This window comes from Pantoea sp. YU22, assembly GCF_003970755.1.
GTDB classification, from domain to species: Bacteria; Pseudomonadota; Gammaproteobacteria; order Enterobacterales; family Enterobacteriaceae; genus Pantoea; species Pantoea piersonii.
On sequence record NZ_RYDU01000007.1, the window covers coordinates 127,877 to 149,843 of the forward strand.

Annotated in this window: 19 protein-coding genes and 1 pseudogene; 8 read left to right on the plus strand and 12 right to left on the minus strand. The window is 57.8% G+C overall.

The window, feature by feature from the left end; genetic code table 11:
- The first annotated feature begins 22 nt into the window (after positions 1–22).
- Positions 23–1,210 (plus strand): mannonate dehydratase, encoded by a 1,188-nt coding sequence (gene uxuA / locus EKL29_RS12360; protein ID WP_120457151.1) that lies wholly within the window; start codon positions 23–25, stop codon positions 1,208–1,210.
- Positions 1,211–1,397: 187 nt separating this feature from the next.
- Here the strand turns inward: uxuA and EKL29_RS12365 are convergent, their stop codons facing one another.
- Together EKL29_RS12365 and EKL29_RS12370 are read right to left on the minus strand one after the other, a co-directional pair.
- Positions 1,398–2,345: an ABC transporter substrate-binding protein gene (locus EKL29_RS12365; protein WP_126689831.1), complete on the minus strand. Its 948-nt coding sequence runs from the start codon at positions 2,343–2,345 to the stop codon at positions 1,398–1,400.
- Between the two features lie 9 nt (positions 2,346–2,354).
- On the minus strand, positions 2,355–3,119 hold the full coding sequence (locus EKL29_RS12370) for a class II aldolase/adducin family protein (RefSeq protein ID WP_126689832.1): 765 nt from the start codon (positions 3,117–3,119) through the stop codon (positions 2,355–2,357).
- Between the two features lie 235 nt (positions 3,120–3,354).
- Here EKL29_RS12370 and EKL29_RS12375 point away from each other — a divergent pair, with 235 nt between their 5' ends.
- Positions 3,355–4,959: an EAL domain-containing protein gene (locus EKL29_RS12375; RefSeq protein WP_120457148.1), complete on the plus strand. Its 1,605-nt coding sequence runs from the start codon at positions 3,355–3,357 to the stop codon at positions 4,957–4,959.
- Positions 4,934–5,893, plus strand: a pseudogene (locus EKL29_RS12380) (D-2-hydroxyacid dehydrogenase family protein). Before EKL29_RS12375 ends, EKL29_RS12380 begins: the two are co-directional and overlap by 26 nt.
- On the opposite strand, the gene EKL29_RS12385 reads toward EKL29_RS12380, so the two are convergent.
- A complete protein-coding gene (locus tag EKL29_RS12385) occupies positions 5,882–6,325 on the minus strand; it encodes a hypothetical protein (RefSeq protein WP_126689833.1) in 444 nt (147 codons plus the stop codon). The pseudogene EKL29_RS12380 and the gene EKL29_RS12385 sit on opposite strands and share 12 nt — an antisense overlap.
- A 390-nt stretch (positions 6,326–6,715) precedes the next feature.
- Between EKL29_RS12385 and proP the strand changes: the two genes are divergently transcribed.
- From proP to EKL29_RS12400, 3 genes are all read left to right on the plus strand, one after another.
- Positions 6,716–8,221: a glycine betaine/L-proline transporter ProP gene (gene proP, locus EKL29_RS12390; RefSeq protein ID WP_120457144.1), complete on the plus strand. Its 1,506-nt coding sequence runs from the start codon at positions 6,716–6,718 to the stop codon at positions 8,219–8,221.
- 175 nt (positions 8,222–8,396) lie between these two features.
- The gene (hemB, locus tag EKL29_RS12395) at positions 8,397–9,374 is read left to right on the plus strand and encodes a porphobilinogen synthase (RefSeq protein ID WP_120457378.1); all 978 of its coding nucleotides are present in this window, start codon (positions 8,397–8,399) and stop codon (positions 9,372–9,374) included.
- A gap of 104 nt (positions 9,375–9,478) precedes the next feature.
- A complete protein-coding gene (locus EKL29_RS12400) occupies positions 9,479–10,450 on the plus strand; it encodes a sensor domain-containing diguanylate cyclase (RefSeq protein ID WP_120457143.1) in 972 nt (323 codons plus the stop codon).
- 11 nt (positions 10,451–10,461) lie between these two features.
- On the opposite strand, the gene EKL29_RS12405 is transcribed toward EKL29_RS12400, so the two are convergent.
- On the minus strand, positions 10,462–11,484 hold the full coding sequence (locus EKL29_RS12405; protein ID WP_120457142.1) for an alpha/beta fold hydrolase: 1,023 nt from the start codon (positions 11,482–11,484) through the stop codon (positions 10,462–10,464).
- A 412-nt stretch (positions 11,485–11,896) separates the two neighbouring features.
- On the opposite strand from EKL29_RS12405, the gene EKL29_RS12410 reads away from it, so the two are divergent.
- On the plus strand, positions 11,897–12,388 hold the full coding sequence (locus EKL29_RS12410) for a helix-turn-helix domain-containing protein (protein WP_120457140.1): 492 nt from the start codon (positions 11,897–11,899) through the stop codon (positions 12,386–12,388).
- Between the two features lie 50 nt (positions 12,389–12,438).
- On the opposite strand, the gene EKL29_RS12415 is transcribed toward EKL29_RS12410, so the two are convergent.
- The 5 genes from EKL29_RS12415 to EKL29_RS12435 form a co-directional block, all read right to left on the minus strand.
- Positions 12,439–13,098, minus strand: coding sequence for an epoxyqueuosine reductase QueH (locus EKL29_RS12415; RefSeq protein ID WP_120457138.1), 660 nt, complete (start codon positions 13,096–13,098; stop codon positions 12,439–12,441).
- Positions 13,099–13,177: 79 nt separating this feature from the next.
- Entirely contained in the window at positions 13,178–13,840 is a 663-nt protein-coding gene (locus tag EKL29_RS12420; protein ID WP_120457136.1) for an SDR family oxidoreductase, read from the minus strand.
- Positions 13,841–13,959: 119 nt separating this feature from the next.
- The gene (locus EKL29_RS12425; protein ID WP_126689834.1) at positions 13,960–15,270 is read right to left on the minus strand and encodes a cytochrome c; all 1,311 of its coding nucleotides are present in this window, start codon (positions 15,268–15,270) and stop codon (positions 13,960–13,962) included.
- Position 15,271: 1 nt separating this feature from the next.
- Positions 15,272–17,044: a GMC family oxidoreductase gene (locus EKL29_RS12430; RefSeq protein WP_120457132.1), complete on the minus strand. Its 1,773-nt coding sequence runs from the start codon at positions 17,042–17,044 to the stop codon at positions 15,272–15,274.
- A 32-nt stretch (positions 17,045–17,076) separates the two neighbouring features.
- Positions 17,077–17,790, minus strand: coding sequence for a gluconate 2-dehydrogenase subunit 3 family protein (locus EKL29_RS12435; RefSeq protein WP_126689835.1), 714 nt, complete (start codon positions 17,788–17,790; stop codon positions 17,077–17,079).
- A gap of 618 nt (positions 17,791–18,408) precedes the next feature.
- Between EKL29_RS12435 and EKL29_RS12440 the strand changes: the two genes are divergently transcribed.
- Positions 18,409–19,428, plus strand: a complete 1,020-nt coding sequence (locus EKL29_RS12440) for a LacI family DNA-binding transcriptional regulator (protein ID WP_126689836.1) — start codon at positions 18,409–18,411, stop codon at positions 19,426–19,428.
- Here the strand turns inward: EKL29_RS12440 and EKL29_RS12445 are convergent.
- The 3 genes from EKL29_RS12445 to EKL29_RS12455 all read right to left on the minus strand — a co-directional run bounded on the left by EKL29_RS12445 (position 19,406) and on the right by EKL29_RS12455 (position 21,832).
- On the minus strand, positions 19,406–20,212 hold the full coding sequence (locus EKL29_RS12445) for a hypothetical protein (RefSeq protein ID WP_311779016.1): 807 nt from the start codon (positions 20,210–20,212) through the stop codon (positions 19,406–19,408). The genes EKL29_RS12440 and EKL29_RS12445 overlap by 23 nt on opposite strands.
- A 1-nt stretch (position 20,213) precedes the next feature.
- Positions 20,214–20,411: a hypothetical protein gene (locus EKL29_RS12450; RefSeq protein WP_120457126.1), complete on the minus strand. Its 198-nt coding sequence runs from the start codon at positions 20,409–20,411 to the stop codon at positions 20,214–20,216.
- Positions 20,412–20,647: 236 nt separating this feature from the next.
- Positions 20,648–21,832, minus strand: a complete 1,185-nt coding sequence (locus EKL29_RS12455) for an NAD(P)/FAD-dependent oxidoreductase (protein ID WP_120457124.1) — start codon at positions 21,830–21,832, stop codon at positions 20,648–20,650.
- Positions 21,833–21,967: the final 135 nt, after the last annotated feature.

Sequence of the window (21,967 nt, forward strand, 5' to 3'; positions counted from 1 at the left end):
AATTTGCGGCTAAGGAGTAAAAATGGAACATACATGGCGCTGGTACGGCCCCAACGATCCGGTTTCGTTAGACGATGCGCGTCAGGCAGGCGCGACCGGCATCGTTACCGCTTTGCACCATATTCCGAACGGCGAAGTCTGGCCGGTTGAGGAGATTAAAGCGCGTCAGGCGCTGCTGGCTGAAAAGAACCTGGTCTGGTCGGTGGTGGAGAGCATTCCGGTACACGAGGCGATCAAGACGCAGCGCGGCGACTATCAGCGCTATATCGCCAGCTACCAGCAGTCGATCCGCAACCTGGCGGCCTGCGGCATCGAGACGGTCTGCTACAACTTTATGCCGGTGCTCGACTGGACGCGCACCGATCTCGCCTGGACGCTGCCGGACGGCGCGAAAGCGCTGCGCTTTGACGCGGACGCCTTTGCCGCTTTCGAACTCCATATTTTGCAGCGTCCCGGCGCGCAAGAGGATTATTCAGCGGCGGAACAAGAGACCGCCGCGCGCTGCTTCGCCGCCATGAGCGACGATGAGAAAGCCTTGTTAACACGCAATATTATCGCCGGTCTGCCGGGCGCAGAAGAGGGCTATACGCTCGATCAGTTCCGCGCCCAGCTGGCGCAGTATGACGGCATCGACAAGGCGAAGCTGCGTGAACATATGGCGACGTTTTTGCGCGCCATCGTGCCGGTCGCCGAAGAGGTTGGCATCAAGCTGGCGGTGCATCCGGACGATCCGCCGCGCCCTATTCTCGGCCTGCCGCGCATTATCTCCACTGAGGAGGATATGCAGTGGCTGAAGGAGACGGTGGACAGCCTGCATAACGGCTTCTGTTTCTGCACCGGCTCTTACGGCGTGCGCGCCGATAACAATCTGACGCAGATGGCGGCGCGGTTCGCGGATCGCATCAATTTTATCCACCTGCGCGCCACGCAGCGCGAAGCCAATCCCAACAGTTTCCATGAGGCGGCGCATCTGGCGGGCGATGTGGATATGGTCGGCGTGATCAGCGTGATTCTGGCGGAGGAGCAGCGCCGTCGGCGCGCGGGAGAGAAAGACGCCATTCCGATGCGTCCCGATCACGGCCATCAGATGCTCGACGATCTGCACAAGCGCACCAATCCGGGCTATTCGGCGATTGGCCGTCTGAAAGGGCTGGCGGAGCTGCGCGGCGTCGAGCTGGCGCTGCGCCAGACGCTGTATAACGATCGGTAATATCAGTTACGGCGGCAGGTATGGCGGAAGAGCCAGCACAGAAACGCAGAGCGCTGGCGTGTTATGCGCACCTCAGGGATGAGGCGCCTGTCTGCGTAAGCCGGGCCAGCATGGCGGCTTGACGCCATGCTGGTCGCAGCATCGCTTACCGGCGAAACGCGCCATATCGGTGCCTGGCCTCTCCGGCTTACTCTGGAAACAGGCTCCGATCGGTAATCGCCGCCACGTTTACCCTGTTCGGCAAAATCTTCAGCTCGCTGAAGAGATCCGACACCTTCTGTACTTTCGCAATATCCTCTGGCGTCACGGCGCGAATGCCGTGCGAAATGCGCGCGGTAATTTTCTCCGCATCGGCGGGCGGCAGGCGCGTCAGCTGCGCATAAACCTGGTTGTAGGCCGCCTTGTGGGTCAGCGCCCATGCGCGCGCTTTCGCCAGCCGCTGGACAAAATCGGCGATCGCGGCACGCTTGCCGGGATCGTCCAGCGACTGCCGGGTAGCGGTCACGAAGGAGAGTGCGGTGGTCAACCCCGTACCGTCGCGCAGCAGGCGCGCGCCATGCTGCTCGGCGATGCCGAGATAGGGATCGAAGGTCGCCCAGGCGCCAATCTGCCCGGCATTAAAGGCGGCGCTGGCGTCGGTCGGCAGCACAAAGCGCACCGACACGCTGTCGCGTGGTACCTTCGCCTCTTCCAGCGCTTCATAGAGCAAATGCTGTGAAATGCTGCCGCGCGCCGACGATATCACGACCTCTTTGCCCGCCAGCTCCTTTACGCTGCGCACCGGCGAATCGGCGGGCACGATCAGCCCATTTGCGCCCGCGTCGCCGACGTTGGTGGCGATGATTTTCAGCGGCACGCCGCCGGATGCCGCCATCAGCACCGGCAGATCGCCTGCGTAAGAGGTATCGACCGCGCCGGCGCGCTGCGCTTCAAACAGCGGCGCCGCGCCCTGAAAGTTAGCCCAGCGATAATGATAAGGCGCATCCTTGAGCACGCCGGATGCCTCTACCAGCGAGCGCAGATTGCGCGCCTGATCGCCCAGCACCAGCGTTACCTCGCTGAGATCGGGCGCCGCCTGCGCCAGTGTGCTGGCGCTCAGCAGCAGCGCCGCCGCAAATACCTTGAGTCTGTTCATTGCCGCTCCTTACAGCGCGTTGCGGTTGAGCTGGCGAATATAGGCATCCCAGTGCAGCTGATACTTTTTGTTGCGGATGCTGTTATCAAACGCCTGCGCTGCCTTTTCTGACACCGCGTCCGGCAGAATAATCAGCTCCGCGCCGCCCGACTGTGCAGCCAGCTGCGCCTGGCAGGCGCGCTCAAGGTAGTAGAGGTTATAAAACGCCTCTTCGATGCTGCCGCCCGCAGTCAACAGGCCATGGTTGCGCAGGATCAACGTGTTCAGGGTGCCGAGATCCGCTACGATGCGCTGCTGCTCGTCGAGATCGAGCGCGATCCCTTCGTAATCGTGATAGCCGACGCGGTTGTGAAAACGCGTGCTGTGCTGCGAAATCATCAGCAGCCCCTGCTTTTGCGCCGACACACCGATGCCTGCCGCCGTATGCGTATGCATGACTGCGTGTGCATCCGGGCGGGCACGGTGGATGGCGCTGTGGATCACAAAGCCTGCCGGATTGATCCCCAGCCCGGTGGGATCGTCGATGATATTGCCGTCGATATCGATCTTGACCAGCGTTTCCGGCTGGATCTCGTCAAAAGTCTGCCCGTAAGCGTTAATCAGAAAATGCGGCCGATCGCCCGGCACGCGCAGCGAAAAGTGGGTGTAGATATGGTCGGTCCAGCGCAGCTTCGCCGCCAGATGGTAAGCCTGCGCCAGCTTAACGCGCGCCTGCCATTCCGCATCGGAAATGCGCTGTTGAAGGGAAGATGATGCCAGGGTTGCCGTACTCATATACGCCTCTTGTACGCGATTCAGTGTGGCGTCATGGTGACACGGCGTTTTTGCCGCTGGGAAATACCAAAAGCGGCAAAACATTGTCAATAAATGCAAAGCGCGGTCGATACTTGATCTGTATCACCTGCTCGCCGGAGCAAAACGCTACCCTGCACGGCCTGAGGGCGTGTTATGCTGCGCTGATTAAATTTGCACCTCCTCACAGACGCATCCACATTCAGAGGAATTCGCGGTGCCGCCGTTAAAACGAAAACGCGACTACGCCAGAATAATTATTATCTTGTCCGGGGTGCTGCCCTTGCTGCTCGGCATCCTGTTTACCGCTATCGACGCACGGCACACCGTTCAGCAGCAGCAGCTCAGCGCCGCCAGCACCCTGCTCTCGCAGGCAGAAAAAATGAGCGACAGCGCCTGGGATATGATTACCTGGCTACGCCGTTTTCAGTATCAACCCTGCAGTGCGTTTGAGGATGAGCTGCAGCGCGCCGGCACCCTCAACGCCTATTTCCGCGCCATCGGTAAAATGGAGGGGCAAAAAATTACCTGCTCCTCGGCTTATGGCATGAATCCCGGCACATTAAGCGAAATGATGCGGCGTGCGCCGCCGGTAACCGGCAAAGCCTGGTGGAGCCTCTCTCTCGCCGGTACGGCTGCCGTACCGCAGCGTCCGGCAGTGATTTTCGTGCGGCAGCTGGCGGATAACCAAAGCTTCTGGGCGATTATCGACGGCCAGTATCTGATTGATTTTATGAACGCCATCGGCGAGTCGCGCGGCTACCGGCTCAGCATGCGCTTTAGTGACGGCGCGCCGATCTCCGCCGGAAAAGCGACTCCGCTTCACGCCAGCCTTTTTAGCGATCAGATTTATCAGGCGCAGTCGAACCGTTATCCCATCAGCGTGACAATCGAGACGCCCGGCTCGGAGATCATGCGCGCCTGGCGACAGGTGACCTTTATTTTCCTGCCGATGACGGCGATCCTCTCTATTTTGCTGATGGTGCTGACCGCTAACTGGCTACAGCGTCGCATCTCCTGGCGCGATGAGATCCGCCGCGCCATCAATGCGCGCCACTTCTCGGTGCACTACCAGCCGGTCTATAACAACCAGACTCAAACCTGTACCGGCGCCGAAGCGCTGCTGCGCTGGACGCTGCCGAACGGCGACACTATCCGGCCCGATATCTTTATCAGCGCCGCCGAGGCGGAAGGCATGATTGTGCCGCTGACGCGTCACCTGCTCGACCTCATTGCCGAAGATGTTCAGCAGTGGAAAATCGAGCCTGGCTTTCATATCGGCATCAACGTTGCCGCCGATCATCTGCAACACCCGGCCTTCGTTGAGGATATGGCCAGTTTCGCCGATAAAATTAAACATACGCCGCTGCAGATTACGCTGGAGCTGACCGAGCGCAGCCTGATCAAAGATGGCGAAGATGTGGCAAGAAAGCTCGATCGCCTGCGCGCCGACGGGATGAAGGTGGCGATTGATGATTTCGGCACCGGGCATTGCTCGCTGAGCTATCTGCAAACCTTCGCGCTGGACTATCTGAAAATCGATCGCGGCTTTATCAACGCCATTGAGTCGCTGACGGGAGAAACGCCGGTGCTGGATGCGATTATCACGCTCAGCCATAAGCTGCAGCTGGAAGTGCTGGGCGAAGGCGTAGAGACGCCGTTGCAGTATCTCTACCTGCGCCAGCGCGGCGTGACCTTTATTCAGGGCTACTATTATGCTTTGCCCATGGATAACGACGCGTTCATCGACTGGCTCGCTGAGCATCAACACCAGCCGATGCGCACAGAGGTCCCTGATGACGCTCAACTGCACCCTTCTTGATGACTACCAGAACGTAGCGCTGACGCTGGCCGACTGGTCTTCGCTACAGCCCACAGTCCAGACTCGCTCGCTGCAGCAACATATCGCCGATGATGAGCCGCTTATCGCTGCGCTTGCCGACAGTGATATTCTGGTGGCGATGCGCGAACGCACGCCACTCACGGCCGCCCGTCTGGCGCGCCTGCCGCGACTGAAACTTATCGTTACGTCCGGCATGCGCAATGCCGCCATCGATCTTGAAGCCTGCCGCGCACGCGGCATCGCGGTATGCGGCACCGAGAGCAGCAGTGCCCCGCCGCTGGAGCTAACCTAGGGTCTGCTGCTGGCGCTGGCGCGCCATATCGTGGCGGAGAATCAGGCGCTGCGCAGCAACGGTCCCTGGCAGCAGCATCTTGGAATCGGGCTTGAGGGCAAAACCCTGGGACTGATCGGGCTGGGTAAGATTGGCGGCGGGATGGCGAAGGTGGCTCAGGCGTTCGGCATGCGCGTTTGCGCCTGGAGCCAGAACCTCACCGCCGGGCGCGCGGCGCAGTGCGGCGCTTCGCTGATGCCGTCGCTGCAGGCGCTGCTGGCGGCAAGCGATATGGTGTCGATACATCTGGTGTTAAGCGAGCGCACGCATCATTTACTGGATGGCGCCGCGCTGGCGCAGATGAAGCCGGGCGCGCTGCTGGTGAACACCTCGCGCGCGGGCCTGGTGGATCAGCAGGCGATGATCGCCGCGCTGCGTTCGGGCCAGCTGGCTGGCGCTGCGCTGGACGTATTTGATACGGAGCCGCTGCCCGCCGATCACCCGCTGCGGCAGCTGCCGAACGTGCTGGCGACGCCGCATCTGGGCTATGTCGCCGACAGTAATTACCGGCGTTACTTTACGCAGGCGGTGGAGAATATTGCGGCCTGGCTGCAACATCAGCCGCTGCGCTCACTGCTTTAGCCGCCCTGCGCGCAGCTTTCTTACTGCGCGCAGCGCCACTTCAACACTCTCATCCGGGCAATGTGTCGCCGTTATCGCGCTTTTTTTCGCCGCTAATCGCTGGTTGATGCGCGCCAGCGTCGGCATCAGCTGCTGATACTCCTCTTCCGGCAGCGCCTTTAAGGGGCTGCGCTGCGCGTTCCTGACGCAAAGCCAATCGTTTGCGCGCGGAAGCCTTTTTTGCGCGAAAGGGGCCCGCGGATGGCGAGCAAGCCAGACGCTGCACGGCGTCTCTGACACAGGATGAAGTAGAGCAAACGAAGCGTAGCGGGTAAGTTTCTTTTCTGTACTGTCAATGGCTGACAGCCAGGGGTTTTCAAAGGGCGCAGTCTCTTTCCTTACCATCGATCTTCCATTGACAGTGAGGCGCAAAGTATTACTGAATAACGCCATAGCGGCAAGATGGGCTGCGCCTGACGTCAACGCGCTGCCGCAGAGGATTTGAGCCGCCCAGAGCTGACGCGCCTGCGCCAGATTGATCGCCTTTACATTTTTAGAAAAAACCGCTGTCGCAAAACCGCTTTTTTACCGCTTTATCCCACCGCTGGCTTAGCCGCTATCGTCGGCAAAAAAGGCCGCTATCAGTCCAAACATGACAAATATCAAAGAAAAACGGTATACTCTGCCACTTGTCGCAATAATTTCAATACTAATTATTGCGCATAGTAGCCAGTGGAAAATTCTGCCAAACGGCTATGCTTAAATTTTCTCAATGCCGCGGACTGTTTCGTTCAATCGGTTCGCGACCTTGAGGACTTTCATGTGCTATTACAGGGTAAATCTATGAAATTACGTAGGAAGCGTGTCAAACCTATTGGGCTGGATGACGTCACTATTATTGATGACGCCCGTTTGCGCAAAGCCATTACCGCTGCGTCGCTGGGCAATGCGATGGAATGGTTCGATTTTGGCGTGTACGGCTTTGTTGCCTACGCGTTAGGTAAAGTCTTTTTCCCTGATGCCTCGCCAGGCATTCAGATGATTGCCGCACTCGGCACCTTCTCTGTTCCCTTTCTGATTCGACCGCTGGGCGGCCTTTTCTTCGGCATGCTGGGCGATAAGTATGGGCGCCAGAAAATCCTCTCTATCACCATTGTGATTATGTCGATCAGTACCTTCTGTATTGGTCTGATACCCTCTTACGCCTCGATTGGCATCTGGGCACCGATTCTGCTGCTGTTAGCCAAAATGGCACAGGGCTTCTCGGTGGGCGGCGAATATACCGGCGCCTCGATCTTTGTCGCCGAATACTCGCCCGACCGTAAACGCGGTTTTATGGGCAGCTGGCTCGACTTCGGTTCAATCGCAGGCTTCGTGCTCGGCGCGGGCATCGTCGTGCTGATCTCCGCGATTATCGGCGAAGCGAAGTTTATGGAATGGGGCTGGCGTCTGCCGTTCTTCCTCGCGCTGCCGCTCGGTATTATCGGCCTCTACCTGCGCCACGCGCTGGAAGAAACCCCTGCCTTTCAGCAGCACGTTGAGAAACTGGAGCAAGGCGACCGTGAAGGCTTGCGCGACGGCCCGAAGGTGTCGTTTAAAGAGATCGCCAGCAAACACTGGAAAAGCCTGCTTGCCTGTATCGGTCTGGTGATCGCCACGAACGTCACCTACTACATGCTGCTGACCTACATGCCGAGCTATCTGTCGCATAACCTGCACTACTCGGAAGATCACGGCGTGTTGATCATCATCGCGATTATGCTCGGCATGCTGTTTGTGCAGCCGGTGATGGGGATGTTGAGCGACCGCTTCGGCCGTCGTCCTTTCGTGATTATTGGCAGCATCGCGCTGCTGATCTTCGCCATTCCGGCATTTATGCTGATTAACAGCGGCGTGCTGGGGCTGATTTTCGCCGGTCTGCTGCTGATGGCGGTGATCCTCAACGCCTTTACCGGCGTAATGGCGTCGTCGCTGCCGGCGATGTTCCCGACGCATATCCGCTACAGCGCGCTGGCGAGCGCCTTTAACATCTCCGTACTGATTGCCGGTCTGACCCCGACGCTCGCAGCATGGCTGGTGGAAACCACCAATAATCTCTATATGCCAGCCTACTACCTGATGGTGGTGGCGGTAATCGGCCTGATTACCGGCATTTATATGAAAGAGACGGCGAATAAACCGCTGCGCGGCGCGACGCCTGCCGCATCTGACCTCGAAGAAGCACGTGAGATCCTGCAGGAGCACCACGACAATATCGAGCAGAAAATCGAAGATATCGACGTGGAAATTGCCCGCCTCGAAGAAAAGCGTAAAAACCTGGTACAGCAGCATCCCGACATCAACGAATAAAGCCTTTAATGCCCGCCGAACGGCGGGCTTTTTTTTGCGTAACTGGCAGGCTGATAAGCGCGCCAGAAGCGCAACGTGTTCCGCGCTATTTCTACCATCGCCGCACACATTCTTCATTTCCGCGCGTTAAAAGGAGTAGACTAACGCTACTTTTTTCACCTGCGTAAGAATGAATATGTCTGATTTTTCTCTGCTCCAGCGTCCAAGAAGGCTGCGCTCCAGCCCGGCGATGCGTGAACTCTTCCAGGAAACCTCCCTCAGCCTGAACGACCTGGCGCTGCCGATTTTCGTTGAGGAAGGCGTTGACGATTATAAAGCGATTGAAGCGATGCCGGGCGTAATGCGCATTCCGGAAAAGCGTCTTGCTTATGAAATTGAGCGTATCGCCAAAGCGGGCATTCGCTCAGTGATGACCTTCGGTATCTCGCACCACACCGACGCTACCGGCAGCGATGCCTGGAATGAAAACGGCCTGGTGGCGCGCATGTCGCGCATCTGTAAAGAGACGGTGCCGGAAATGATCGTTATGTCCGACACCTGTTTCTGCGAATACACCAGCCACGGCCACTGCGGCGTGCTGTGCGATCACGGCGTCGATAACGACGCGACGCTGATTAATCTCGGTAAGCAGGCGGTAGTGGCAGCAGCAGCGGGCGCGGACTTTATTGCGCCGTCGGCGGCGATGGATGGCCAGGTTAAGGCGATCCGTCAGGCGCTGGACGCGGCGGGCTTTACCCAGACCGCCATCATGTCCTATTCCACCAAGTTCGCCTCATCGTTTTACGGTCCGTTCCGCGAAGCGGCTGGCACCGCGCTGAAAGGCGATCGTAAAACCTATCAGATGAACCCGATGAACCGCCGCGAAGCGATTCGCGAGTCGCTGATTGACGCTGCTGAAGGCGCGGATTCGCTGATGGTGAAACCGGCCGGCGCCTACCTTGACGTGCTGCGTGAAATCCGCGACCGCACCGAGCTGCCACTGGCGGCGTATCAGGTCAGCGGTGAATACGCGATGATCAAATTCGCCGCTCAGGCGGGCGCGATTGACGAGCGTAACGTGGTGCTGGAAAGCCTGGGCGCGATTAAACGCGCCGGCGCTGACCTGATTTTCAGCTATTTCGCCCTTGATCTTGCAGAACAAAAAGTGCTCTGATCCCGCCTGAGATGCTGCCGCCTTAATGGCGGCAGCATCTCTTTTAGCCCTTGCGGCCACACCAGTTTCGCTTCACCTGCATAAATAAAGATAAGAGTACCGCGATGAAAGCACCTCAGTACCCGGCTAATGAGGCGCAACGCCTTACCGAACTGCACGAGATTAAAATCCTTAATACGCCGCCGGAGGAGCGCTTTGACCGCCTGACGCGTCTGGCGCGTCGTCTGTTTAACACGCCCGTGGCGCTGGTCAGCCTGGTGGAAGCCAGCCAGCAGTGGTTCAAATCCGTTTCCGGCCGCTATGACGCCCTGAGTACGCCGCGCGATATCTCGTTTTGCGGTCACGCTATTCTGCAGGACGACATCATGGTGGTGGAAAATACGCTTAACGACGAGCGGTTTCACGATAACCCGCTGGTGACCGGCGAGCCCCATATTCGTTTTTATGCTGGCTGTCCGCTGCGCGGGCCAGGCGGCGTTAACGTCGGCACGCTCTGCATTCTCGGCCCCGAGCCGCGCGACTTCAGCGCTGACGATCGCGCAACGCTGCGTGACCTGGCGGCGCTGGCCGAAGCAGAACTGGCGGCGTTTCAGACCGCGACCTGCGATGAGCTCACGCAAATCACTAACCGTCGCGGTTTTATGACCCTTGGGCAGCTGGTGCTTAACGACTGCCTGTTAAAGCAGCGCCCAGCCAGCCTGACCTTTCTCGATCTCGATAAGTTTAAGCAGATCAACGATACCCTCGGCCATCGCGAAGGCGACCGCGCGCTGATGGATTTCGCCGACGCGATGAAGGTCTGCTTTAGCCACCACGACCTTTTCGCACGACTGGGCGGCGACGAATTCGTCGTGCTGTTTAACGGCCTGCGTCAGCCGGAAGCGGAAGCGCTGCTGACTGACTTTGAACGTTATCTGCAACAGCAGGCCAGCAGCCTGAATCGTCGTTACGCGCTGCACTTCTCGTCAGGCGTAGTCGAGTTTGACGCCGCCCACCCGCAAAGCCTGGAGCGGATGCTGGAAGGGAGCGACGCACGCATGTACGCCGCTAAAAAGAGTAAGAAAGCGCAGCTGTAACCTGCGCGACGTTAGCGGTGCGCTAACGCTGCGATCAGCGTCTGGTTAAATTGCGCAGGCGCTTCCATCTGCGGCGCATGGCCCATGCCGGGGAATTCAATCAGGCGTGCGCCGGGAATACGCTTCGCCGCCTCTTTGCCCAGCACATCGTAGTGGCCCAGCTTCGCTTTTACCTGCGCCGAGGCGATATCGCTGCCGATGGCGGTGGTATCGGCCGTACCGATCATCAGCGTGGTCGGCACTTTCAGATCGCCGAACTCATAAAACACCGGCTGGGTAAAGATCATGTCGTAGATCAGCGCCGAGTTCCATGCGACTTTCTCGTGCCCCGGACCGGCGTTCAGGCCCGCCAGCATATCGACCCATTTGTCATATTCCGGCTTCCACTGCCCGCTGTAGTAGGTGTGCTGCTCATACTTTTTAATGCCCGCCGCGTCGAGCTTCAACTCGCGTTGATACCACTGATCGACGCTGCGCCATGGCGCACCTTTAGCTTTCCAGTCCTCCAGCCCGATAGGATTCACCAGCACCAGTTGCTGCGTCTCGTCGGGATACATCAGCGCATAGCGCGTAGCCAGCATGCCGCCGGTAGAGTGACCAACGATAACCGCTTTCTTTATGCCGAGATGGGCCAGAAGCTGATGCGTGTTATCTGCCAGCTGCTGGAAACTGTACTGATAGTGCGCCGGTTTGCTGGCGCTGCAAAAGCCGATCTGGTCGGGCGCGACGACGCGATAACCCGCCTGCGTCAGCGCGCGTATGCTCTCTTCCCATGTCGCGCCGCAGAAATTTTTGCCGTGCAGCAGCACGACCGTCTGGCCGTTGGCGCGGTTAGCTGGTTTTACATCCATGTAGCCCATGCTGAGCGGCTGCTGCTGGGAGGAAAAGTTGAAGCGCTGCAGCGGGAAGGGATAGTGAAAGCCCTCCAGCTGCTCGCCGTAAGTGCTGGCGGCCAGCGCGGGCGCAGCGCTAAACAGGGTTACCGACGCGAGCAGGGCAGCAAGCGTTTTTTTCAGGCCAGAGGTCGGACGCATGCGATGATCTCCATGGGAAAAAGAGCGGCAGTGTGACACGCGCGCGAACCGGGCGTATTGATGCGCTGTGTCATGTAGATGATTTTTATATAAAGAAGCGTAGCGGGCTTCAGCTTATTTTGCCTGCTGGCCTGCGCCTGCGGCAGAACTGCTTTAAACGATACGCGTTATCGACATTACAGAATCGCTAAAGAGTTAACAGCAAAGTCAAACATTATTTTCACGCTTATTTAACTTTTTATTTGCCCACCGAATCCGTTAATTAACCTTCGCCAGCATTTGATAAAAACCATCGATACCGCTCCTCTTGCAAAAAAATAAACATGCGTTTTCTGATATTTCTTTACCGAAGCCGCGTATAGAGAAACATTAAATTCCCTACACTGTATCCAACTGTTTGATGAGGTTGATTATGCGTGAGAAAAAATATAACGAAGAAGTGATTGATAGCATTACCGAGTGGATTAACAACCATCTCGATCAGCGGCTTAGCATAGATGACATTGCCGAAAAGTCGGGTTATTCCAAATGGTATTTACAGAAGCTGTTTGCACGTTGCCGCAACGAAACTCTGGCGCGCTATATCCGTCAGCGAAAGCTGGCCGCCTGCGTTCATGCGCTCAAAAGCAGTTCTACGCCCATTATTACGCTGGCGATGAAATACCATTTTGAAAGCCAGCAGTCATTTACGCGATCGTTTAAACAGGTAATGGGCTGTACGCCTTACGTCTGCCGTAAGCAACAGCTGGACGCGCAAACGCAGGCGCAGCTGGAAGGCAATACAAATCCGTGCGAGCTTTGCCGCCAGGCACAGCCAGCGGCCAGCGATCGCAGGCGTTTTACTGCGGCTCGCCTGGAAATCCGTACTATCGACACGGATGAGGCGCGCAATGGCCTGCGCTGAATGCCTGCGCGGCTGTCGGGAATAAAGGGCGATCGCCGCCCTTTATTTTTCTACTCTTCGTCCGGGGTATAATACTGCACGCCGATCTTGATACGTTCACGCCCGTTGGCGACGCGATGACGATTGCTGTCGCGCAGCGAATAGATGCAGCCGCAGTACTCCTGCTGATAAAAACGCTCGCGCTTGCTGATTTCGATCATACGCGCTGACCCGCCGCCTTTGCGCCAGTTAAACTCCCAGTAGAGCATATCGGGATAGCGCGACGCGGCACGCACGCCGCAGTCATTGATTTGCTGCATATTCTTCCAGCGCGAAATGCCAAGCGAGCTGGTGATAACGGGAAAGCCATGTTCATGGGCGTAAAGCGCGGTGCGCTCAAAGCGCATATCAAAACACATGGTGCAGCGCTCGCCGCGTTCCGGCTCCCACTCCATCCCTTTTGCGCGCTCAAACCAGTTATCACGGTCGTAGTCCGCGTCGACAAAGGGCACACCGAACTGTTCAGCAAAGCGGATATTCTCCTCTTTGCGCAGCTCATACTCTTTCAGCGGATGGATATTGGGGTTATAGAAGAAGATGGTGTAGTCGATGCCGGACGCGAGCATCGCCTCCATAACCTCGCCGGAACAGGGCGCACAACAGGAGTGCAGCAGGACTTTGTTATGGCCGCCAGGCAGCGGCAGCGGCTTACGCTGAAGGGAATGAGACATACGAACTCCTTGTCAGACTATGCCGCGAGTGTAGTGTTTCGCCGCTGCAGATGCAAAAAAGGCGCTGGCGCGCCCGGATTTACCACTGCAATAGCTGTCCGGCATAGTCCACGTAGTGGTGGCCGCCGCGTCCGCGATACGCCTCCAGCTGCTGCACCAGCCCTTCGCCGCTCTGCTCCACCGTCACCGGCGCGGATTCGCCGCCCATATCGGTTTTCACCCAGCCTGGATGCAGCGACAGCAGCGTCGCGTTATGCTCGTTAATCTGCGGCAATAGCGCGCGGCTCAGCATATTGAGCGCCGATTTGCTGGCGGAGTAGATCGGCATCGCCGCCGTATCGTTCTCGTTCAGGCTGCCGAGAATCGAGGTGGTAAAGCCGATAACGCCATTCTGCTTCGCCAGCAGCGGCAGCAGGGTTTCCGCGCTGCGTACCGGCGCGATAGCGTTGGTCAGAAAGAGCTGCGCCAGCTCGGCGTCGCTGCTCTGCAACAGGTTCTGATGCGACGGGCCAGAAATGCCTGCGTTGATCAGGATCGCGTCAAAGGTCTCGTCCTTGAGCTGCGCCGCCAGCTGGCGCACCTGGTCCTGATGCGTCATATCCAGCTCGTGCCACTGCGCTTCGGCCTCCGGCGCGCTGCTGCGATAGGTTGCCGTTACCTGCCAGCCTTTTGCCGCCAGCGCGTTGACCACCGCCAGCCCGATACCGCGCGATGCGCCAATGACTAATGCTTTGCCTGCCATATCCGTTCCTCTCTGATGAAGTGACTTAAACAGCTTATAGCCTGGCACGCGAATTGAGAGGCGATGAAGAAAGGCGAGAGCACTGGGTGTAAAAAAGGCGGCTGACGCCGCCTCTCTTTTTAGTGCGCCGCCATCTGGTCTGGCAGCTTCAGCAGCCTGCGCTTGCCCGCTACTTCTTCGGCCTTCACCGGCGTCGCGACGTTGCCCCAGCTGTTGCGGATATAGGTCGATACTGCGGCGATCTGTTCGTCAGTCAGCTTCCAGGCGAAACTCGGCATCGCGCCGCTGGTCGGATTGCCCTGCGTCACCGCGCCGCGCCCGCCCTGCAACACCGTCGTGATGACAGACGAGGCGTCATCTGCCAGCAGGCCTGGGTTGTTCGCCAGGCTGGCGGCCAGGTTCGGGATCCCCTTGCCGTCGCTGTTATGACAGGCGCTGCAGTTGGCGCTGTAAACATTCGCTCCCGTCTTCATCAGCGCGCTGTCAGGGGTCTGCGGCTGCGGCGGCTGGGTCGCGGAGGCGGGCTGCGCCTTCAGATAAGTCGCGATAGCGCGCAAATCGGCGTCGTTGAGATACTGCGTCGAGTTGGTGACCGCTTCCGCCATCGGGCCGGACGCGACCGCGACGTGGTTGCTGCCCAGCTTCAGGTAATCCACGATCTGCTCTTTGCTCCAGTTGCCGACGCCGACATAGCGGTTCGAAGTCAGGTCCGGCGCGTGCCATTCGCTGAGGTTGCTGCCCTGCAAATAGGCGTCAGTATCGCCGCCCAGCAGATTTTTCGGCGTATGGCAGGCGCCGCAGTGCTCCAGCCCCTCTACCAGATAGGCGCCGCGGTTGAACTCGGCGGACTTGCCTGGATCGGTTTCAAAGGCGCTGTTGCGGAAGAAGAGCAAATTCCAGCCCATCATCGCCAGTCGGATATTGTACGGGAAGCCCAGGTTGGTTTCCGGCACCTTGTAGTGCACCGGTTTTACCGAGCGCATATACATCCACAGGTCGTGCATATCCTGATCGCTGACTTTTACGTAGGCGTTGTACGGCATCGCCGGGTAAAGGTGCTCGCCCGCTTTACCTCTGCCGTGACGCACCGCGCGGTAGAAGTCGCGCTCGGTCCAGTTGCCGATGCCTGTCTCTTTATCCGGCGTAATGTTGCTGGCGAAAATGCCGCCAAACGGCGTGCTGATAGAGTAGCCGCCGGCAAAGGCCTCTTTGCTGCCCGGCGCGGTATGGCAGGCCACGCAGTCACCGGCAATCGCCACGTATCGGCCGCGCGCCACCGCTGCGGCGTCCGCCGCCGCTGGCGGCTGACCGGTCAGCGTCTGATTATCTGCCACGTCATCGGCCGAGGTATCGCCGTTTTGCCACAGCAGGCCCGCCGCAATAATGGCTGCGATCACCACCGCGCCGCCTGCAAGGGTCGTTTTTTTCATATCACACCTTCACCAGTGGGCCGGGGTTTTTCAGGTACTGCTCTACGATCGCCTTCGCCGTCCAGAGGCTCAGGGCACCGATAGTACCGGTTGGGTTGTAGCCTGCGTTGTTCGGGAACGAGGAGGCGCCAAGCACAAACAGGTTGTGCATATCCCAGCTCTGCTGATAGCGGTTGAGTACGCTGGTTTTCGGATCGGTGCCCATCACCGCGCCGCCGATGGTATGGTCGCTGGCGAAGTTATAGGGCGAATATTTGCCCGCCGCCGAGTTGGTGCCGATCACGGTTTTCGCGCCCATCGCCTTGCCGATCTCTACGCTCTTCTCTTCGATAAACTTCGCTGAACGGCGATCGTTTTCGTTGTAGTCGAAGGTGACGCGCAGCAGCGGGTTGCCGTTGTCATCTTTGTATTCCGGGTCGAGATCGAGGTAATAATCTTCGTGTGAGAAGCTGGTGCCCTGACCGAAGATAAAGGTCGCGTTCTGGAAAGCGTGGGTGTAGGCCTTTTTCCACTCTTTGCCCCAGCGCGGCGTGCCTGGCAAAAGCGCGTCGGCGTTGCCGATAGGACGCGCGCCGCGCGCTACCACCAGGATGCCAGCGCCGCCGATAAAGCCTTTGCCGCTGTGATCGAAGTTATCGCCGTTCCAGTCGTCTACCTGCTGCGACAGCGCGCCTGCGCCGATAAACTGGTTAAGGTATTCATCTTCGAAGAACAGGCTGGCGCCGGAGACGGTCTGGAAGCTGTAAGCGCGACCGACCGTACCGGTTTTGGTTTCCGGATTGTAAGGCTGGCCGATTTTCGACAGCAGCAGCAGGCGCACGTTCTGCATCTGGAACGCCGACAGAATGACGATATCGGCTGGCTGCACCCACTCTTTTTTGTTCTTGTCGATATAAGTTACGCCGGTGGCGGTTTTGCCATCTTCCGATTTATTAACGCGCACAACGGCGGAATCGGTCAGTACGGTAAAGTTTTCACGCTGCATCAGTGCCGGGATCACGCAGGCGTTCGGGCTGGATTTGGAGAAGTTGCCGCAGCCGTAATAGAGGCAGTAGCCGCAGTAGGTGCAAGGCCCCATATGGACGCCGAGCGGGTTAACGTAGGCGCGCGAGGTCTGTCCGGCAGGCACCATAAAGGGATGCTGGCCAAGGGATTTCGCCGCGTCGCGGAACAGATCGGTCAGGCGCGTGCTCTCCAGCGGCGGCAGCGGATAGTCGCTGCTGCGGTTGCCTTCGAAGGGGTTGCCATCGGGTATGATCTCGCCGTTAAGCTTGCCCGCTTTACCAGAAACGCCAGCGATCTTCTCGAAACGATCGTAAAAAGGCTCCAGTTCGTCGTAGGTCACGCCCCAGTCCTGCAGAATCAGCCCTTTGGCGATCTGCTGCTTGCCGTAGCGCTCAACCGTCTGGGTATAAGGCTGGAAATCCCACGGCGTAAAGCGCCAGGCCATACCGGCCCAGTGGGTGCCGGAGCCGCCGACGTTATAGCCCAGCTCGTTCAGGTTCCATTCGCGCGTCGGCAGCGCGGTCTCCGTGCGATTATTACGGAACGTGGTGGTTTCTACCGCAGGGGGCAGCAGCATGCTGCGGCGGGTATCCCAGCGCAGCTCGTCGGTGTCGATAGAGGGCGGAAAATCAGTGGCGGTTTCAAACCAGGGGCCGCGTTCGATGGCGACCACGTTCAGGCCAGCGCGGGTCAGCTCTTCGGCAATCAACGAGCCGCACCAACCCAGGCCGACGATCACAGCGTCAGCTTTTGGACGAATATTTTGCATGTGTTAACTCACTGCTCAGTCAGACTGAAGATTTAAAGGGTGTTATCAATCAGGCTGGTCGGGATGATGTTGAGCTTCTTCCCTTTCTTGCCAATCAGGTCGCGGAAGTCATAGCGCGCGCCGGGAAAACCGATCATTTTCCAGCTCGCCATGTCTTTGTTGCCGCCGTAGATGGGATCGGACAAAAAGCCTTCGCGCACGTTCTGCAGCAGCAGTTCGAAAAAGACTTTAGTCTCGACTTCCGGCCCGAGGTCGAGCTGGTTCGCCTCCATACGGCGCAGCAGATCGTCCTGCTGGTCGCCGCTCAGCGCGACAAAGTCTTTGTTGGAGGTTTTTTGCGTCCAGGCATCGAGCGCGGCGAGGCCCTGACGATAGCGCTGTGCAGGCGTCAGCGGAGACTGCGGCCCCTGCTCCGGGGTGCCTTTCACAAAGCGGCCCAGACGGTAGATGGCTACCGCATTGCCGTAATCGCCCGCCAGCTGGCGATCGATAAAGGTCGCGCAGCCCGCCTCTTTACCGCTGATGCTCAGATCGTCAGCAGGAATAAAGCGTTCGGCGATTGCGCCAACAGTGTCGAACTCGTGCGGTGTCAGATATTGCAGGCCGCCTTTGCGCGGCAGAGACGGCGTGTTGATTTTGCCGGGTTCCCAGGGTTGACCACCCTGGACGGTTTCAGCTTTTGCCATGGGCAGCGACGACGCCACGCCCAGGGCAGCCACGGAGGTGAGAAACTCTCTGCGTTTCATATTTTCCCTGCTAACGAATTAATCACATTAAATGCTTAATTTTATTTGAAGATGCGAAGGCGATGCTGACTGCAATTATTCAGAGCATGGCCTTTAACTGCGCGCAGAAATATCCCCTCTGGCGACAGAATAGTAATTTTTATTAAACTTCACGTTAAACGCTTACGTTAACCGACGAAGAAATCGTGCTGTTCAGAGGTGAGTTGCTGATATCCTGAAATTACAATCCGTTTATTAACAACAAAATAATAATAAATTTTTAACCTGTTTCCGGAAAGCGAAGCGTTGATGAAAAGCCATCAATAAACTTAATATATTTTATAATTCAGCAAGTTAATCACATCAAGGTTTACAGTGTTATTCACTAACCCTCATTTTTAAGACAGCAGAAAGTTTCGATAAGTTATTAATCCACGCTTTCTTGCCTGTTTTTTGACTGCTTCAGGCGCACATTTTTTCAGCGACATGAAATGTCATCAAAATAGGCTGGCGTAAGGTTCAGCGCGCTGAATAGAATAGCGCCAGATAGTTCAGGAATTTATTATTCATTTGCAGGCAGCACGCCAGCAGGCGAGTAATAGTAACAGCATGACAAAAAGAGTCATGTGTGGAGCAAGAATGAAAAAGCTCACCCTTGAGATGGTGGCAAAAATAGCGGGCGTCGGTATCGCAACTGTCGATCGGGTATTAAACGAACGCGGCGGCGTCTCGCCGGAGACGACGCGCAAAGTATTAAAAGCCGCGCGCGAACTCGGCCTGAAGCGGCTGCTGCCGGAAGAGTATCGCCATCCCTGGCAGATAGAAGTGTTTCTCAGCAATAACGGCTCCTCGTTTTTTCAGCAACTGGTGCGCTACTTTAGCGAAGTAGCGGGCGAGCTGGGCTATCGGCGCATTACGCTGCATAAAACGCTGGCTGCGGAGTCGCAGCCGGAAAAGCTGGCGCAAAGTATTATCGCACGCAGCGCCACGCGCGACGGCATCATCGTTTTCGGCCACGACTATCCGCCCATCTATCGCGCGCTGGCGCTCTGTTGCAAACGCGGCGTGCCGGTTATCACCATCGTCACCGACCTGCCGGATGCGGATCGCCTTTGCCATGTCGGCATCGATCAGTATCAGGCAGGCCGCACCGCCGGTTTGTTGATGAGCAAGGTAGTGCATCAGCCGGGCGATATCGTTATGGTGAGTGGTCGCTTCGATTACTGGGCGCATCGTCAGCGTATCGCAGGCTTTCGCGAGGTCATGATGCAGCGCGCACCGCAGCGCCACCTGCGCGAAGTGCTGTTTGGACTCGATCAGCGCGACACGATCCGCACGCTGCTGGAGAGCAGCCTGGCGCAGTCGCAGCACGTTGCGGGTCTCTATAATACTGGCATGGGCAACAGCGACATAAGCGAAACGCTGCGCGCTCATCACCTTCTGGGTCGCTGCGGCTATATTACCCATGAGCTTTATTCCGTTACGCGGCAGCTGCTGCGCAATGACGAGCTGGCCTTTGCACTGGATCAGAATGCGCAGCAGCACGCGCGTCTGGCTATTGAACTGCTGCTGCGTCACCTGGAGAGCGGCTACCAGCCCGATACCTATCAGGACGGCAAAGTCGCCTTACGGCTGTTTACGGCGGAGAATGTGGAGTAAAGGAGCCGTGTACTTCCATCGGCATGCCGTCGTGGTGAGTCATGGCCAGCGAACTGGCGCTGGCCGGATCGAACAGCGACAGGCTCTCAATCTGATCCACCATCAGCACTTTACGAAACGCCATGGCGTTTTTGGGCTCGGAGGTCAGCGTGATGCCGTGTTCGGCATACCAGCGGCTGTAGTTATGCTCTATCGACATGCTGAGCGTTTTACTGTCGCGGTAGCCGCTGAGCATGGGAATGATCACGATATTCGCGGTATTTTCATACTCAAAGGTGGCGGCATGCACCATACCGATATAGATGCGGCGCGACTTCAGGGTGATCCACGCCAGCTCCCCCTCCTGCATGCACTGGTAGAGCAGCTGTTCGACGCCATTGGATTTTGAGAGCTGCTGATAGAGATCTTTACGACCGCTGCTGTTAAGGCGCGCGCTCGCTGACCAGTTTGACCGATACATACAGAACAGTACTGCAAAAGCGAGCATCACTACGACCGGGGCCTGAATGCCGAGAAAGCTCCAGTTCATAAACTCCATCTGCCAGCGCAGATGTTCGCCGGGCACCAGATGCAATGCGTTGGCAGTACTGGAGATAATCAGCAGCAGCAGCCAGATAATGGCCGTCGCCAGCATCCCCTGCAGGACGAAGATGCAGCCGTAGAGCGCCACCAGAAAATAGACATCCCAGCCGAAGCTGCGACGGATTTTAAAACGGCTGGAGAGATCGCGGCTGGTGTACCAGTAGCCGCATACCATCAGCACCATGAATATCGCCGTACCCATCTTAAACTCCTTTTAGCGTTTCGATGTGGCGGGCGAAATCCTCATGCACTTCCTCACTCAGCACGTTTACCGAAGCGTTGCCGTCTTCGTCGATAATGATGCGCTCGCCATCGGCGATGGAATCATTTAAATCCTGACGCGACATGCCTCTGATAAAGCTTTCGGGGCTGGAAAACAGGGAACGCATAAAGGTGAGCATTGGGGGCGGATCTCCTTTGTGGTAAATCAGAAGTATGAAATCCAGGCGGCAAACGCGCCAGGCGGATTAGTCTAAAAGTAGTGCGGCTAAGAGGATTAGCGAAGCGGCTGGTCAGCGGAACAAGGAGAAGCCGCGCTATGGCGGCGAGAGGATTTATCGCTGGCTGGCGTTTTCAGCGCGGCGCCACACCGGCTGCGGCAGAGCCAGAAAGGGAGAAATGACGCCGAATAAAGCCATTACAGCGCCTGCGCGCACGCCCAGGCTGAGCTCCACGCCCACTGAAAGTTATAGCCGCCCAGCCAGCCGGTGACGTCCACCACTTCGCCGATAAAATAGAGCCCCGGCACATCCCGCGCCTCCATGGTCTTCGACGAGAGCTGCGTGGTATCGACGCCGCCCAGCGTCACCTCCGCGGTGCGGTAGCCTTCGGTGCCGTTCGGCTGCACGCGCCACTGATGTAACGTCTGCGCCAGTTCAGCCTGTTGTTTGCTGTTGAGCTGCTTCAGCGTCACGTCCGGCACCAGCTTCATCTCCTGCAGCACCTCTACCAGACGTTTCGGCAACAGCTTCGCCAGGCTGTTTTTCAGGCTCAGGTTCGGATGCGCCTCGCGCTGCGCGTTGATGAAGTCATCGAGCGAGGTGGCGGGCGACAGGTTAACGGTAATGTGCTCGCCCGGCTGCCAGTAGCTGGAAATTTGCAGGACCGCCGGGCCGGAAAGACCGCGATGGGTAAACAGCATCGCCTCTTTAAAGAGCGTGCCGTCCTGCGCTTCGATTGTGGTATCGAGCGCGACGCCGGAAAGGGTCTGTAGCCGCTCAAGCAGCGGCTTATGCAGGGTAAACGGCACCAGCGCGGCGCGTGTCGGGTAGACTTTCAGGCCGAACTGTTCGGCAATCTTATAGCCGAAAGGCGATGCGCCGAGACCCGGCATAGATAAACCGCCGCTGGCGATCACCAGCTTCTCCGCCTGAACCGTCGCGCCGTTAAGCTGTAGCGTATAGCCCGCCTCTTCACGCGCGACGCTCAGCACCTCGCTGCGCAGGCGCAGTGTGACCTGACCTTTTTCGCACTCCGCCATCAGCATATCGACAATCTGCGCCGCCGAGTCGTCGCAAAAGAGCTGGCCCAGCGTCTTTTCGTGATACGCAATATGGTGGCGGTTAACCAGATCGATAAAATCCCACTGGGTATAGCGCGCCAGCGCCGATTTGCAGAAGTGGGGATTGTGCGAGAGATAGGCGGCGGGATCGGTGTACATATTGGTGAAGTTGCAGCGACCACCGCCTGACATCAGAATCTTGCGCCCGGGCTTTTTGCCGTTATCCAGCAACAGCACGCGTCGGCCTCGCTGCCCGGCCTGCGCCGCGCAAAACAGTCCCGCCGCACCGGCGCCGATAATAATAACGTCAAACTTTTCCACTGCGTTCGCCCTGCCTGTCTTAAGAGGCGCTGATTGTAGAGGTCTGCTCTGCATGACGCCAGCGTCAAAAAGTTGTCGTAATTATGTCATATTGTAAATGCCTAATTTTAAGACACTTTTAGGCGAAACCAGGTG

What these genes read in the sequence shown, in the direction of transcription:
- uxuA (WP_120457151.1), top strand. Translation starts at nt 23, where the DNA reads ATGGAACATACATGGCGCTGGTACGGCCCCAACGATCCGGTTTCGTTA.
- EKL29_RS12365 (WP_126689831.1), bottom strand. Translation starts at nt 2,345, where the DNA reads ATGAACAGACTCAAGGTATTTGCGGCGGCGCTGCTGCTGAGCGCCAGC.
- EKL29_RS12370 (WP_126689832.1), bottom strand. Translation starts at nt 3,119, where the DNA reads ATGAGTACGGCAACCCTGGCATCATCTTCCCTTCAACAGCGCATTTCC.
- EKL29_RS12385 (WP_126689833.1), bottom strand. Translation starts at nt 6,325, where the DNA reads ATGGCGTTATTCAGTAATACTTTGCGCCTCACTGTCAATGGAAGATCG.
- proP (WP_120457144.1), top strand. Translation starts at nt 6,716, where the DNA reads ATGAAATTACGTAGGAAGCGTGTCAAACCTATTGGGCTGGATGACGTC.
- hemB (WP_120457378.1), top strand. Translation starts at nt 8,397, where the DNA reads ATGTCTGATTTTTCTCTGCTCCAGCGTCCAAGAAGGCTGCGCTCCAGC.
- EKL29_RS12400 (WP_120457143.1), top strand. Translation starts at nt 9,479, where the DNA reads ATGAAAGCACCTCAGTACCCGGCTAATGAGGCGCAACGCCTTACCGAA.
- EKL29_RS12405 (WP_120457142.1), bottom strand. Translation starts at nt 11,484, where the DNA reads ATGCGTCCGACCTCTGGCCTGAAAAAAACGCTTGCTGCCCTGCTCGCG.
- EKL29_RS12410 (WP_120457140.1), top strand. Translation starts at nt 11,897, where the DNA reads ATGCGTGAGAAAAAATATAACGAAGAAGTGATTGATAGCATTACCGAG.
- EKL29_RS12415 (WP_120457138.1), bottom strand. Translation starts at nt 13,098, where the DNA reads ATGTCTCATTCCCTTCAGCGTAAGCCGCTGCCGCTGCCTGGCGGCCAT.
- EKL29_RS12420 (WP_120457136.1), bottom strand. Translation starts at nt 13,840, where the DNA reads ATGGCAGGCAAAGCATTAGTCATTGGCGCATCGCGCGGTATCGGGCTG.
- EKL29_RS12425 (WP_126689834.1), bottom strand. Translation starts at nt 15,270, where the DNA reads ATGAAAAAAACGACCCTTGCAGGCGGCGCGGTGGTGATCGCAGCCATT.
- EKL29_RS12430 (WP_120457132.1), bottom strand. Translation starts at nt 17,044, where the DNA reads ATGCAAAATATTCGTCCAAAAGCTGACGCTGTGATCGTCGGCCTGGGT.
- EKL29_RS12435 (WP_126689835.1), bottom strand. Translation starts at nt 17,790, where the DNA reads ATGAAACGCAGAGAGTTTCTCACCTCCGTGGCTGCCCTGGGCGTGGCG.
- EKL29_RS12440 (WP_126689836.1), top strand. Translation starts at nt 18,409, where the DNA reads ATGAAAAAGCTCACCCTTGAGATGGTGGCAAAAATAGCGGGCGTCGGT.
- EKL29_RS12445 (WP_311779016.1), bottom strand. Translation starts at nt 20,212, where the DNA reads ATGGGTACGGCGATATTCATGGTGCTGATGGTATGCGGCTACTGGTAC.
- EKL29_RS12450 (WP_120457126.1), bottom strand. Translation starts at nt 20,411, where the DNA reads ATGCTCACCTTTATGCGTTCCCTGTTTTCCAGCCCCGAAAGCTTTATC.